This window comes from Agrobacterium sp. 22-214-1 (assembly GCF_053522465.1).
In genome coordinates, this window is sequence record NZ_JBNWCK010000001.1 from 1,889,015 (window position 1) to 1,902,158 (window position 13,144).

Genomic DNA, 13,144 nt, shown 5'->3' on the forward strand with positions numbered 1-13,144 from the left:
TCCGAGTCTTTGGCATTCCTCAGTCTTCTTCTACGAAAACCTCTTCACGCTTCTTCTTCACGCTGGGCAGGAAGACGACGATCAGCACGGCCAGAGCAATGAAAAGCAGGGTGGCGCTGATCGGCCGGGTGACGAAGGTGGTCGGATCGCCGCGCGACAGGATCATGGCGCGGCGCAGGTTCTCCTCCAGCAGCGGCCCAAGCACGAAGCCCAGGAGCAGCGGCGCCGGCTCGCAGCGCAATTTCACCAGCACGTAACCGATGAAGCCGAAGAAGGCGACGGCATAGAGATCGAAGACGTTGGAATTGACGCTGTAGACCCCGATGGCGCAGAAAGCCATGATGATGGGGAACAGCACATAATAGGGCACCGTCAGAAGCTTCACCCACAGCCCGATCAGCGGCAGGTTCAGGATGACGAGCATCAGGTTGCCGATCCACATGGAGGCGATGATACCCCAGAACAGCGCCGGCTGTTCGGTTGCGACGTTCGGACCCGGCACGATACCCTGAATGATCATCGCGCCGATCATCAGCGCCATCACCGGATTGGCGGGAATGCCGAGCGTGAGCAGCGGGATGAAGGAGGTCTGCGCGCCGGCATTGTTGGCGGATTCCGGACCGGCCACGCCGGCAACCGCACCATGCCCGAATTCCTCCGGGTTCTTGGAGACGCGTTTTTCCACGGTATAGGAAGCGAAGGCCGCAAGGATCGCGCCGCCGCCCGGAAGAATGCCGAGAGCGGAACCAATGACCGTGCCGCGCAGCACCGGGGCGATCATTTTCCTGAAATCCTCCCGTGTCGGCATCAGCCCGCTGACCTTGGCGATCAGCACCGAACGGGTGCGCTCGTTTTCGAGATTGCGCAGGATTTCGGCGATACCGAAGACGCCGACGGCCACGGCCACGAAGTTCAGACCGTCGGCATATTCGCGGATGCCGAGGGTGAAACGCGGTGTACCGCTATAGATATCGGTGCCCACCAAACCCAGCAGCAGGCCCAGCACGACCATGGCCAGCGCCTTGACGATGGAGCCATGGGCAAGCGCAATGGATGAAACGAGGCCGACGACCATCAGCGAAAAATATTCCGCCGCGCCGAATTCCAGCGCAATCGCCGTCAGGGGCGGCGCGAAGATCGCCACGAGGAAGGTGGAAACCGTGCCGGCAAAGAACGAGCCGATGGCAGCAATGGCGAGTGCGGCGCCCGCCTTGCCCTTGCGCGCCATCTGGTAACCATCGATGGCGGTGACGGCAGATGACGATTCGCCGGGCATATTGATCAGGATAGCCGTGGTCGAGCCGCCATATTGCGCGCCGTAATAAATGCCGGCGAGCATGATCAGTGACGAGACGGGCTCGAGCTGGAAGGTAATCGGCAGCAGCATGGCAATGGTCGCCGTCGCGCCGATGCCGGGCAGCACACCGATCAGGGTGCCGAGCAGCACGCCGATCAGGCAGAAGAACAGGTTTGCCAGCGAAGATGCCGTGACGAAACCGAGAGCGAGATTATCGAGCAAATCCATCACGGCACCTCAAAATTTAAGCCAGGGGCCGAAGCGCTGGAACGGCAGGCCGAGACCGTAGTTGAAAACAGCGACGGAAAAGACCGTGATGGCCGCGGAAAGAATGACCGCCATGAGCGGGCTCATCTTGTGCGAGGCGAAGGCTGCGATAAGGGCGCTGAAAAAAAGCGCCGGAACGAAACCGAGACCCCGGACAGTGAAACCGAAGAAGATCGGCGCGGGCAGGATGAAGAATATGCCCCGCCAGGCGATTGCTCCGATACCTTCTCCGGCCGGGCGGGCTGAGCGCAGAAATATGACGCCACCGAGCAGGATCAGGATGATTGCCAACACGAGCGGGAAATAGCCCGGCCCCATGCGAAAAGCGGTTCCGATCTCCAGCCCATAAGACTGCAAGGCGAAAAAGACGCCAAGTCCCATGAAAATTGCCCCGCAGACTGCCTCGGCAGGGTCATTAAATAACGACTTCATGAAAGATGCCTCTCCACCGCGGCCGGCATAACACCGGTCCGTCTGTTAAAATGATCACGGTCGACCGGCGGCGAGACACCGCCGGTCATTCCGCGTTCATCAGTCGGCATATTGGCCGGCAGCCTCGATCACCGGCTTCCAGCGCGCGATTTCGCTCTCAAGCTTGGCCTTCAGCGCCGCAGGCGTCGCATCGCTTTCCGAGGAGGGCGTGGTGCCGAGCTCGGCAAAACGAGCCGCGACATTCTTGTCCTTCAGCGCGACCTGCAGCGACTTGGAGAGCTTTTCGTTGATTTCCGCAGGCGTGCCCTTCGGCGTATAAATGCCGTGCCAGATACCCACTTCGAGCTTCGGTAGGCCAGCTTCAACAACCGTCGGCACATCCGGCAACACGTCCAGCCGCTTGGCCGTGGTCACGGCATAGGCTTTCACGGTTCCGCCCTGAATCTGCTTGGTGGTGTTGGTGGTCTGGTCGCACATGATGTCAACCTGGCCGCCGAGCAGATCGGTCATGGCCGGACCGGTGCCCTTATAGGGAACGGTGACGAGCGGTGTTTCGATGGCGCTCATGAACAACATGCCGCACAGATGCGAGGCAGCGCCGATGCCGGCATTGGCGACGGTGACCTTGTCCTTGTTCGCCTTGGCGTATTCGATCAGACCTTTCAGATCCGTCGTCTCGAGGTTCTTGCGCGACAGGATGGTCATTGGCACTTCGGTGACCAGGCCGACATATTCGAAGGCGTTCAGCGTGTCATAGGCGAGCTTGCGGTAAAGCGTGGCGCTGGTGGCCATGCCGATATGGTGGAGAAGAACGGTGTAGCCGTCCGGATCGGACGATGCCACACGACCAGCACCCAGCGTGCCGCCTGCGCCGCCGACATTTTCAACGATGATCTGCTGGCCTAGGTCCTTCGACATGGATTCAGCGACAAGACGCGCGACCGTATCCGTCGGGCCGCCGGCGGCAAAGGGCACGACCATGGTGATGTTGCGCTCTGGATAGTTCTGAGCGGATGCGGACAGCGCAAAAAGGGAAACGGCAGCGGCGGCAGCAAGGCCGGTGACTGTCTTCAGTATTTTCATCGATTCCTCCCGGATGAAAATGTTTCGCCACTTCAGCCGCGCATGCTCCTCCATGGCGACCGGGGTGAGATATTTGCGATCCGGGATCACCGTTCAGCAATGGCGGTCTTGTTGTGAGGTGCGCTTTTATTGTTATCCCGGACGGCAATGGGTGGATTTCTACCCATAGGGGCTCATCCATGGGTGGAAATCCACCCATCAGACCTCGGTCATGTGCCGGTGCAGCCCGTATTTCTGCATTTTCTCGTAGAGCGTTTTGCGCGAAATGCCGAGATTCTCATAGACGGATTTCAGGTTTCCGCCATGTGCGGCGATTGCATGTGCGATCAGGCGTTTTTCATAAGCCGCGACCCGTGCGGAAAGGGCCGCTTTTCCGTCATCCTGAAACGACAGCGAGGCCTCGGAAACATCGCTTTCCAGACCGAGAACGAAGCGGTCCGCGGCATTGCGCAATTCACGCACATTGCCCGGCCACTCGCGCAGGGAGACGGCCGAAAGCAGACTTTGCGGCACCTCCATGTCTTCCCGCCCGTAGCGGGCGGCGGCTTCCCGCACGAGATGCAGGAAAAGTAGCGGTATATCTGCGCTGCGCTGCGAGAGCGATGGCACGAGAAGTGTCGCCACGTTGAGCCGATAAAGAAGATCGGCACGGAACCGGCCAGCCGCGACTTCATGTTCCAGATCGACCTTGCTGGTGGCGATGAAACGGACATCGAGTTCGACCGTTTCATTCGAGCCGAGACGGGTAATCACCCTTTCCTGCAGGACACGCAGGAATCGGCCCTGCAATTCGAAGGGCATGGAGCCGATCTCATCCAGCAATATGGTGCCGCCGCGAGCATGTTCGAACTTGCCGTAGCGTGGGCGCAGCGCTCCGGGAAACGCACCGGCCTCATGGCCGAATAGTTCACTTTCAATCAGTGTCTGCGGAAGGGCGGCGCAATTGATCGCCACGAAGGGCCGGTTGGCTCTGGCGCTGATATCGTGAAGCGCCCGCGCCACGACCTCCTTGCCCGCGCCCGTGTCACCGACGATCAGCGTATCGGCGTCCGTCGCGCCGATGGCGCGGATACGATACCGCAGATCGACCATGATCTGGGTTCTGCCGGGCAGACGTGTTTCGAGATCGTCATGCTTGCCCGCTACCGCCTTGAGGCGGCGGTTTTCCAGTACCAGCGCCCGCCGATCGTTCGCCCTTTTGATGATGCCGGCGAGATATTGCGGCGTAAACGGCTTTTCGATGAAATCATAGGCGCCATTGCGCATGGCGTTGACCGCGAGCTGCACATCGCCATGGCCCGTCATCAGGATGACAGGTATTTCAGGATCGAGCTCCCGCACCTTCTGCAGCAGCGTCATGCCATCCATGCCCGGCATCCTGATGTCGCTGACCACGACACCGTCGAAGCTGTAGCCGATGAGTTCGAGTGCATGTTCTGCGCTTGCGAGCATGGTGACGGCAAAACCGGAAAGCTCCAGCGCCTGCGCGGTGGAAAAGCGCAGCTCTTCCTCATCATCGATCAACAGAACCCGCGACATGGTCATTCTGCAGCCGCCTCCACGCGCCAGGCGGCGGCTGGCAATTCGATCTCGAACTCCGCCCCGCCATCTTCATGGTTCCTGACGCGGAGCTGGCCGCCAAAATCCTTGATGATGTTATAGGAGATGGACAGGCCAAGACCGAGGCCGCGTCCCACGCCTTTGGTGGTGAAGAAGGGATCGAAAATGCGTTCTGAAATCGCCGCCGGCACGCCCGGACCGCGATCACGAATGAAAATCGACACCGACTGGCCATGCTGCAAGGCCCGCAGCGCAATGCGGCGATCCTCGCGCCCCTCCACCGCATCGGCAGCATTGGAGATGATGTTAACGAGCACCTGCTGCAGCCGCACCGGGCCGGCCTTCACGGCAAGCGGCACCCGGCCGAGATCCACATCCAGCACCGCATCGGCGGCCTTCAGGCGCGCACCGACGATTTCGAGCGTATCGCGAAGGACAGCTTCCAGACTTACCGCGGCCATTTTTTCATTGGGCTTGCGGGCGAAATTCCTGAGATGCTTGCTGATGGAGGCCATGCGGTCGATAAGGCCCGAAATGCGCCTGAGGTTTTCCGTCACCTCCTCCAGCCGCCCCCGCTCCACGAGAAGCGAGGCGTTTTCGGCGTAGTTCTTGGCGGCTGCGAGCGGCTGGTTGAACTCATGCGACAACGCCGCCGACATCTGCCCGAGCGCCGCGAGCTTGCCCGCCTGCACCAGATCGTTCTGCATCTTGCGCAATTGTTTTTCCGTCTGGCGGCGTTCGGCGATTTCGTGCTCGATCTCCTGATTGACCCGCGCCAGATCGGCCGTGCGCTCCTCCACCCGGCGTTCCAGTTCCGCCTGCGCCTCCGCCTGATGGGTCAGGCGCTCCCGCAGACGACGACGCCTTTGCAGCATGGCGGCGATCAGGGCGGCGGCAAGACACAGGCAGAGGATGATGGCTATCATCGCCGTCTTCACCTGCGTTCGGAGCGAACCCGTGTCCATCAGCACGCTGACTGTCCAGCCCGCGTCCGGCATCGGCTGCGACAGGACCATATATTCCCTTTCACCGTCATCCTGGCTGATCGTCATCAGCTGATGCGAACCGAAATTGCCGTTTTTCAGGGGCAATTCCTTAAGGGTGGCATTGGCGTAGCGGCGGGAAGTCTCCGTTCGCGCCAGCCTTTCGGGCGTCAGCGGCATGAGGCCGGAATAAAGCCATTGCGGCGTTCCGGTCATGAAGATGATGCCTTCCGGGTCAGATACCAGAATTCGGTTCTCGCCATCGCCGAATGACGCTTCTATGCCTTCAATATCGACCTTGAAGACGATGACGCCCTTGATCTCCTCGTTGAAGAGAATGGGCGCTGAAAAATAATAGCCACGCTTATGGGAGGTGGTGCCAAGCGCGAAGAAGCGTGACTGGAAGCCTTTGGCGGCATCCTGAAAATAGGGACGGTAGCTGAAATTCTCACCGACGAAACTCGTTGGACCATCATAGTTGCTGGCGGCGATCGTCTCCCCGTCCAGCGTGATGATGTAGATATCGGAGGATTCCAGCAGGGTGTTGATGGATTTGAGGTAGATATTGGCGCGCTGGCGCAGTTCGGCATCCTTGGGATGTGCGACCAGTTCCTCAATATCGTCGTGATCGGCAATCAGGGCCGGCAGCGGCTCGTAACGGTTCAAAAGCCCGCCGAGAGCAGAGACGGCCAGCCGCAGCGTCGTGCGGCCCTGCTCGGACATTTCGCCGAAATAGCTTTCCGCGATGATGCCGCCACCTCTCGTCACGGCGCCGTAACCGAGACCGAGGCTGAAAAGCATCAATAAAATCCAGCGATATTTCACCGAAGCTCCCCTCCTGTTGCAGGCATCGAAACCTGCTCTCCCTGAAAGAGTGTAGGAGGAGTGGCCGAATTTTCCAAGTGAGCGGAAAAGGCAGGTGGGCGATCCTGAAAACAAAAAACCGGCCACGAGGACCGGTTTTTTGCAAAGATGATTTCAGAAAAGCTTATGCGCTTTCCTTCGGCGTCAGAACCTGACGGCCGCGATACATACCGGTCTTCAGATCGATATGGTGCGGACGGCGCAGTTCGCCGGAGTTCTTGTCTTCAACGTAGGTCGCAGACTTGAGACCGTCAGCCGAGCGGCGCATACCGCGCTTGGACGGGCTTGTTTTTCTTTTTGGTACAGCCATTTTTGTTACTCCACTTAAGCGGCGAAACAACGGAACCGGCCAGAACCAAAGGCCGAATGTCGGATGTCTCGATATCGGAAATTTGGCGCGCTTATACATGCCCAAACGGGCTTTGACCAGCCCTGACGCGCATTTTTTCCGATTCAACGGAATCAGCGCGGCGAGCTACCCTCATGCATCACAAATCACCGCTCATCTCTTATCGAAAACGACACGCTCGTTGAAGTGGTTCATGTCCCGGAATTCACAGAAAGCCGGCTCGCCAGTCAGTGCGCCTCATCCCAATTGTCGGCCGCGCGCGCATCCACTTTCAGCGGCACCTTCATGGAAATCGCCGGCATGGCCGCGTTTTCCATGACGGAGACGACGACCGGCAAGGTCTTTTCGATTTCCGCTTCCTCGACTTCGAAGATAAGTTCGTCGTGCACCTGCAAAAGCATGCGGGCGGAAAGCTTTTCCGCCTCCAGCGCAGGCTCGATACGAACCATCGCCCGGCGGATGATATCGGCGGCCGAGCCCTGGATCGGCGCGTTGATGGCCGCGCGCTCGTTGAAGGCTTTTACCGAAGGGTTGGAAGAGCGGATTTCCGGATAATGGGCGCGGCGGCCGAAAATCGTTTCGACATAACCGTTTTCGCGGGCGAAGGCTTTGGTTGCCTCCATGTAGTCGCGAATGCCGGGAAAGCGCTCGAAATATTTCTTGATATAGTCGCCGGCTTCGGAGCGGGCGATGCTGAGCTGGTTAGCGAGACCAAAGGCGGAAATGCCGTAGATGATACCGAAGTTGATGGCCTTGGCGCGGCGGCGCACTTCCGACGGCATGCCTTCCACCGGCACGCCGAACATTTCCGATGCCGTCATGGCATGAATGTCGATGCCGTTTTCGAAGGCGTTGCGGAGCTGCGGAATATCGGCAACATGGGCCAGCACGCGCAGTTCGATCTGGCTGTAATCGGCCGACAGAAGCTTGTGACCGGGCGTGGAGATGAAAGCCGTGCGGATCTTGCGGCCTTCGGCGGTGCGGACCGGGATGTTCTGAAGGTTCGGCTCCGAGGAAGACAGGCGTCCGGTGGTGGTGGAGGCGAGCGCATAGGACGTATGCACCCGTTTCGTCTCGGGATGGATATATCCGGGCAGCGCATCCGTATAGGTCGATTTCAGCTTCGTCAGCTGCCGCCAGTCGACGATCTTGCGCGGCAGTTCGGCGCCTTCCGCTGCGAGATCTTCGAGAACCTGCGCCGATGTCGACCATTGCCCGGTCTTGGTTTTGGAGCCGCCCGGCAGGCCCATCTTGCCAAACAGGATATCGCCGAGCTGCTTTGGCGATCCGATGTTGAAGCGCTCGCCAGCCAGCTCGTAGATTTCCTCTTCGAAGGATGCAGCCTTCTGGGCGAGTTCGCCGGAAAGACGCGAGAGAATCTGCCGGTCGACGGTGATGCCGCGCTCTTCCATATGCGCCAGAACCGGCACGAGGGGGCGCTCCAGCCGCTCGTAAACCTTGGTCAGCCGTTCCGAGACAAGCCTCGGCTTCAGCGCCATCCAGAGCCGCAGGGTCACATCGGCATCTTCCGCAGCATAAGCGGTCGCCTTGTCGATATCGACAAAATCGAAGGTGACGCTCGACTTACCCGATCCCGCCACGTCCTTATAGGCGATCGGCGTGTGGCCGAGCCAGCGCTCGGACAGCGAATCCATGCCATGCGTGGCCTTGCCGGCCTCGAGGACATAAGAAATCAGCATCGTGTCGTCGAAGCTCTGCATGACGACGCCGTGGCGCTTCATCAGCAGATAGTCATATTTCAGGTTCTGCGCGACCTTCAGAACGGCCTCGTCCTCGAGCAGGTCCTTCAGACGCTCCAGCGCCTCGACAAAGGGCACCTGCCCTTCGGCCAGTTTGATGCCATCGCTGAAGAGATCGCCGCCGGAACCGGTCTTGTGCGTCAAAGGAACATAGGCGGCCCGGATATCGGTGCCCGTGGCATCCTTGCCGTTGTCGGCAATGGCCAGAGAAAAACCGACAAGTTCCGCCTGCATAGGGTCGAGCGAGGTCGTTTCCGTATCGAAGGCGACGACGCCTGTCTCCCGGGCCGCCGCGATCCAGCGGTCGAGCGTCGCAAGGTCCCTGATCGTCAGATAGGCGGTGGTATCGATCTTGGCCGCGGAAAAAAGCGCCTGTCGCGCTGTGGCGAGATCAGCGGGCGCGCTGCCCTCCCCCGTTACTTTCCTTGCCGGAGCGGCAGGCGAAGCCGAAGCGCCAGCGGCGTTAGTGGCCACTTCGCCGGCGTTCACGGCAGCGGCCGGCGCATCGAGATCGGGACCATGGGCATCGGCACCCCATTGTACCGGCACATTGGCAGGGTCGATGGCGGAAGCGTCGGTTTCGGTCGCCTCGGCAACCCGGCGTGTCAGCGTCGTGAACTCCATCGCCTTCAGGAAGGCGATCAGTTTCGGCCCATTCTGCGGTTCGAGCACCAGCGCTTCGAGAGACTGATCCAGCGGTACATCGGTTCTGAGCGCCACGAGCTGTCTGGAAAGACGGGCAAGCTCCGCATTGGCGATGATATTTTCCCGACGCTTCTGCTGCTTGATTTCGCCTGCCCGCGCCAGCAGCGTATCGAGATCGCCGTATTCCTCCAGCAATTGCGCCGCTGTCTTGGGCCCGATACCCGGAATGCCCGGAACATTATCGGTCGAGTCGCCGGTCATCGCCTGCAGGTCGATCATCTTTTCGGGGCCTACGCCCCACTTCTCGACAACGTCCGGAATGCCGATCTGCTTGTCCTTCATGGCGTCGTACATGTGTACATTGGCCGTGACGAGCTGCATCAGATCCTTGTCGGAGGAGATGATCGTGACATCGGCGCCGATCGCCTCGGCCTGCCGGGCATAGGTGGCGATGATATCGTCCGCCTCGAAGCCTTCTGTCTCGATGCAGGGAAGGTTGAAGGCGCGTGTCGCTTCACGGATCAGGCCGAATTGCGGCACCAGATCCTCCGGCGGCGCGGTGCGGTTGGCCTTGTAGAGATCATAAAGCTCGTTGCGGAAGGTCTTCGATGAATAGTCGAAAATCACCGCAAAATGGGTCGGCGTCACGCCGACATCGGTATTGCGCGCATCCTTCAGCAGCTTCCACAACATGTTGCAGAAGCCGGAGACGGCGTTGACCGGCAGCCCGTCCGACTTGCGGTTCAGCGGCGGGATTGCATGGAAGGCCCGGAAAATGAAACCGGAACCGTCAACGAGGAAGAGATGATCGCCTTTTTTCATGGGTAGCATGGATAGCGCGGGGCCGTTTTGACGTCTACCGAAACTTCGCACAACGCACCGTAAAGAGCGGGCAATGAGGCGGTAGCACAGGCCTGCAAAATTCACCTGAACGTTACCGATTTGTAATCCGCCCTTCCCTTGAAAAGCCGCATTTGCAGACACATTTCATAAGGGACGGCGCCTGATCACGCCGTAGTCTGATAGCTGGCTCGTCCCCCGCCGCGTCAGACCGGACAAAGGCCTTTCCCCCTCTCCGGGCCTTTGTCCTCCAATATGACCGCCATGGCCGACCCCTCCCGGCCATGGCGGTTTTATTTTATGCGCCGTTTCGGGCTGGCTTAAACATATCATGCGATATATATCGCGCTATCGAATTGCCGGGCTGAGCCGGCCGTGATGCTTTATGGGCGGAAAAATGGGTTTTTCCCGGGACGAATCGGCAATCTATCTCGCTTCGAAAATGGCGCGCGAATTCACCATGGCGCTGCAGAAAAGAGTCGCCGCCCTGGGTTTCTCGCCCGGACAATTCCCCATCCTCATCGAACTCTGGCATGAGGACGGCCTGACCCAGAGACAATTGCTCGATAGAATCGATGTCGAACAGGCGACGCTCGCCAATACGCTCTCGCGCATGGAACGCGACGGGCTGATCGTCCGCAAATCCCATCCCAGCGACCGCCGTGCCCAGATCATCGAACTGACCCAGCGCGGCAGGGATCTGGAAGCCAACGCCATTGCCGCCTCCGAAGCCACCGAAGACGCGCTGCTCAAGGATTTCCGGCGTTTCGAGAGACAGCTTCTGCTGGAATATATGCGCCGGGCGATCGAAAGCGCCAAAAAAGCGAAATAGCATTTACAGCCCGAAACCGCTTCGCACTTTCCCTGAACTGCTCTATCGTTCCGGCGGCCGCGCGTTTGCCGATTCACGACGCGCCGGCCCCCTTATTTCCCGCGATGCGCGATGCCCGGATGTTTCGTCTTATCGCCGGGTCACGACAGACATGACAGGATCAGCGATGACAGACGTTTCCCCCATTCTTTCCACCGCCGACGATAATCTCACCTCCAGCCTTGAGCGACTGTTCGAGCTCGTACGCATTCCGTCGATTTCGACGGACCCCGCTTACAAGGCGGAATGCCGCAAGGCGGCGGAGTGGCTGGTCAGAACGCTTTCAGCGCTCGGCTTTGCGGCCTCCGTGCGCGATACCGCCGGCCACCCCATGGTCGTGGCGCATCACGATGCGGCCACCAAGGACGCGCCGCATGTGCTTTTCTACGGCCATTATGACGTCCAGCCAGTCGATCCGCTCGAGCTTTGGGAAAACGATCCGTTCGAACCCGCCGTCAAGGATATCGGCGCCGGCCGGCAGGTGATTACCGGACGCGGAACGGCAGACGACAAGGGCCAGCTGATGACCTTCGTAGAGGCCTGCCGGGCGTACAAGGCTGTCAATGGCGGCCTGCCGGTGCGCGTCACCATTCTCTTTGAAGGCGAAGAAGAATCCGGCTCGCCGTCGCTGAAGCCTTTCCTCGAAGCCAATGCGAAAGAACTGAAGGCCGATTATGCGCTGGTCTGCGATACCGGCATGTGGGACAGGGATACACCCGCCATTGCCGCAGCCCTTCGCGGCTTGGTCGGCGAGGAAGTCGTCATCACCGCGGCCGACCGCGATCTGCATTCCGGTCTGTTCGGTGGGGCGGCGGCAAACCCCATCCATATCCTCACCGATATTCTCGCCGGTCTGCATGACGAGACCGGCCGGGTAACTCTTTCAGGCTTTTATGACGGCGTGGAAGAAACCCCGGCCAACATCAAGGCCTCCTGGGAAACGCTGGGCCGCACGGCCGAAGCCTTCCTCGGCGAAGTCGGCCTTTCGGTTCCCTCGGGCGAAAAGGGTCGCTCCGTGCTGGAGCAGACCTGGGCGCGGCCGACGGCGGAAGTCAACGGCATTATCGGCGGCTATACCGGCGATGGTTTCAAGACCGTGATCGCCGCCAAGGCCTCCGCCAAGGTGTCTTTCCGCCTTGTCGGCGAACAGGACCCTGCGGCCATTCGCGAAAGCTTCCGGGCCTATGTGCGCTCGAAGATTCCCGCCGACTGCTCCGTGGAGTTCCACGAACATGGCGGCTCACCCGCCATCCAGCTGTCCTACGACTCGCCCGTGCTGACCAAAGCCAAAAACGCGCTTTCGGAGGAGTGGCCGAAACCTGCCGTCGTCATCGGCATGGGAGGCTCGATCCCTATCGTCGGCGATTTCCAGAAGATGCTGGGGATGGATTCGCTGCTTGTCGGCTTCGGACTTACCGATGACCGTATTCATTCGCCGAATGAAAAATACGACCTGCAGTCCTTCCACAAGGGCATTCGCTCCTGGGTCCGTATTCTCGACGCACTCGCGGCGAAATAATCCAGAAAAAAGAGGAGGCGCCGAATATTCGGCACCTCCTCGGCACATAAAACAAAAAGGCCGGGCGAGCCCGACCTTTCCATCCGTTTTCCGTCAATGCCAGTACATCCGTGGTCAAAGCGTTCAAACGGCCTGATGCTCCAGAGCGCGTCAAGGATATCGACGCTGCTTTCCGGCTCAGGATCGGCTGCTTTGGTTAATCTTTGGTTAACACAACAGCAGCGGCACTTTTAAAAGCGCCATTCCCGGCAGTTCCGGTCCGGAGCACTGTTGAACCCTATATTGGTATGTGACCCGGCTTTTTCAAGGGCAACCGGTCCAGCCCCTTCCTGCAAAAGAAAAAGGCCGGAAAAATCCGGCCTTTCCATTCATGCGAATGACCCTTTCGGGCCAAAGCGCTTATCAGGCAGCAACGAGGTTGCCTGCGGACATCTTGCCCGAGCGACGATCCTGCATCAGCTCGTAGGAGAGCTTCTGGCCGTCGTTGAGGGCGGTCAGACCAGCACGCTCAACAGCGGAGATGTGAACGAATACGTCCTGCGAACCGTCGTCAGGCTGAATGAAGCCGTAGCCCTTGGTTGCGTTGAACCACTTTACTGTACCAGTCGCCATAACGATTTCCTTCCGTTGGCAATTGTATTTGCACTGCGAGCAGTGCGGACTTGGGTCGAATT

At 59.6% G+C, this 13,144-nt stretch carries 10 protein-coding genes; 2 read left to right on the forward strand and 8 right to left on the reverse strand.

The annotated features are described in order from the left end of the window. Window positions 1-19: 19 nt before the first annotated feature. From ACQZ5G_RS09515 to polA, 7 genes are all read right to left on the reverse strand, one after another. Window positions 20-1,525 (reverse strand): tripartite tricarboxylate transporter permease, encoded by a 1,506-nt coding sequence (locus ACQZ5G_RS09515; RefSeq protein WP_059758961.1) that lies wholly within the window; start codon window positions 1,523-1,525, stop codon window positions 20-22. A 9-nt stretch (window positions 1,526-1,534) separates the two neighbouring features. Next, entirely contained in the window at window positions 1,535-1,996 is a 462-nt protein-coding gene (locus ACQZ5G_RS09520) for a tripartite tricarboxylate transporter TctB family protein (RefSeq protein ID WP_035240376.1), read from the reverse strand. Between the two features lie 99 nt (window positions 1,997-2,095). Then, window positions 2,096-3,079 carry a tripartite tricarboxylate transporter substrate-binding protein gene (locus tag ACQZ5G_RS09525; protein WP_003524332.1) on the reverse strand — a complete coding sequence of 328 codons (984 nt, stop codon included), beginning with the start codon at window positions 3,077-3,079 and terminating at the stop codon, window positions 2,096-2,098. Window positions 3,080-3,277: 198 nt separating this feature from the next. Further along, window positions 3,278-4,624, reverse strand: coding sequence for a sigma-54-dependent transcriptional regulator (locus ACQZ5G_RS09530; protein ID WP_448737101.1), 1,347 nt, complete (start codon window positions 4,622-4,624; stop codon window positions 3,278-3,280). Beyond that, window positions 4,621-6,423, reverse strand: a complete 1,803-nt coding sequence (locus tag ACQZ5G_RS09535) for a sensor histidine kinase (RefSeq protein WP_448737100.1) — start codon at window positions 6,421-6,423, stop codon at window positions 4,621-4,623. The genes ACQZ5G_RS09530 and ACQZ5G_RS09535 overlap by 4 nt, the downstream gene beginning before the upstream one ends. Before the next feature lie 187 nt (window positions 6,424-6,610). Next, window positions 6,611-6,796, reverse strand: a complete 186-nt coding sequence (rpmF, locus tag ACQZ5G_RS09540) for a 50S ribosomal protein L32 (RefSeq protein ID WP_003507205.1) — start codon at window positions 6,794-6,796, stop codon at window positions 6,611-6,613. Between the two features lie 266 nt (window positions 6,797-7,062). Then, window positions 7,063-10,062, reverse strand: coding sequence for a DNA polymerase I (gene polA / locus ACQZ5G_RS09545; protein WP_448737099.1), 3,000 nt, complete (start codon window positions 10,060-10,062; stop codon window positions 7,063-7,065). Between the two features lie 415 nt (window positions 10,063-10,477). Between polA and ACQZ5G_RS09550 the strand changes: the two genes are divergently transcribed. Both ACQZ5G_RS09550 and ACQZ5G_RS09555 read left to right on the forward strand, forming a co-directional pair. Further along, a complete protein-coding gene (locus tag ACQZ5G_RS09550) occupies window positions 10,478-10,912 on the forward strand; it encodes a MarR family winged helix-turn-helix transcriptional regulator (protein ID WP_448737098.1) in 435 nt (144 codons plus the stop codon). Between the two features lie 166 nt (window positions 10,913-11,078). After that, window positions 11,079-12,470: a dipeptidase gene (locus ACQZ5G_RS09555; RefSeq protein ID WP_448737097.1), complete on the forward strand. Its 1,392-nt coding sequence runs from the start codon at window positions 11,079-11,081 to the stop codon at window positions 12,468-12,470. 402 nt (window positions 12,471-12,872) lie between these two features. Here the strand turns inward: ACQZ5G_RS09555 and ACQZ5G_RS09560 are convergent, their stop codons facing one another. Then, entirely contained in the window at window positions 12,873-13,082 is a 210-nt protein-coding gene (locus tag ACQZ5G_RS09560; RefSeq protein WP_003492998.1) for a cold-shock protein, read from the reverse strand. Between the last annotated feature and the right edge of the window lie 62 nt (window positions 13,083-13,144).

What these genes read in the sequence shown, in the direction of transcription:
- ACQZ5G_RS09515 (WP_059758961.1), bottom strand. Translation starts at nt 1,525, where the DNA reads ATGGATTTGCTCGATAATCTCGCTCTCGGTTTCGTCACGGCATCTTCG.
- ACQZ5G_RS09520 (WP_035240376.1), bottom strand. Translation starts at nt 1,996, where the DNA reads ATGAAGTCGTTATTTAATGACCCTGCCGAGGCAGTCTGCGGGGCAATT.
- ACQZ5G_RS09525 (WP_003524332.1), bottom strand. Translation starts at nt 3,079, where the DNA reads ATGAAAATACTGAAGACAGTCACCGGCCTTGCTGCCGCCGCTGCCGTT.
- ACQZ5G_RS09530 (WP_448737101.1), bottom strand. Translation starts at nt 4,624, where the DNA reads ATGACCATGTCGCGGGTTCTGTTGATCGATGATGAGGAAGAGCTGCGC.
- ACQZ5G_RS09535 (WP_448737100.1), bottom strand. Translation starts at nt 6,423, where the DNA reads ATGCTTTTCAGCCTCGGTCTCGGTTACGGCGCCGTGACGAGAGGTGGC.
- rpmF (WP_003507205.1), bottom strand. Translation starts at nt 6,796, where the DNA reads ATGGCTGTACCAAAAAGAAAAACAAGCCCGTCCAAGCGCGGTATGCGC.
- polA (WP_448737099.1), bottom strand. Translation starts at nt 10,062, where the DNA reads ATGAAAAAAGGCGATCATCTCTTCCTCGTTGACGGTTCCGGTTTCATT.
- ACQZ5G_RS09550 (WP_448737098.1), top strand. Translation starts at nt 10,478, where the DNA reads ATGGGTTTTTCCCGGGACGAATCGGCAATCTATCTCGCTTCGAAAATG.
- ACQZ5G_RS09555 (WP_448737097.1), top strand. Translation starts at nt 11,079, where the DNA reads ATGACAGACGTTTCCCCCATTCTTTCCACCGCCGACGATAATCTCACC.
- ACQZ5G_RS09560 (WP_003492998.1), bottom strand. Translation starts at nt 13,082, where the DNA reads ATGGCGACTGGTACAGTAAAGTGGTTCAACGCAACCAAGGGCTACGGC.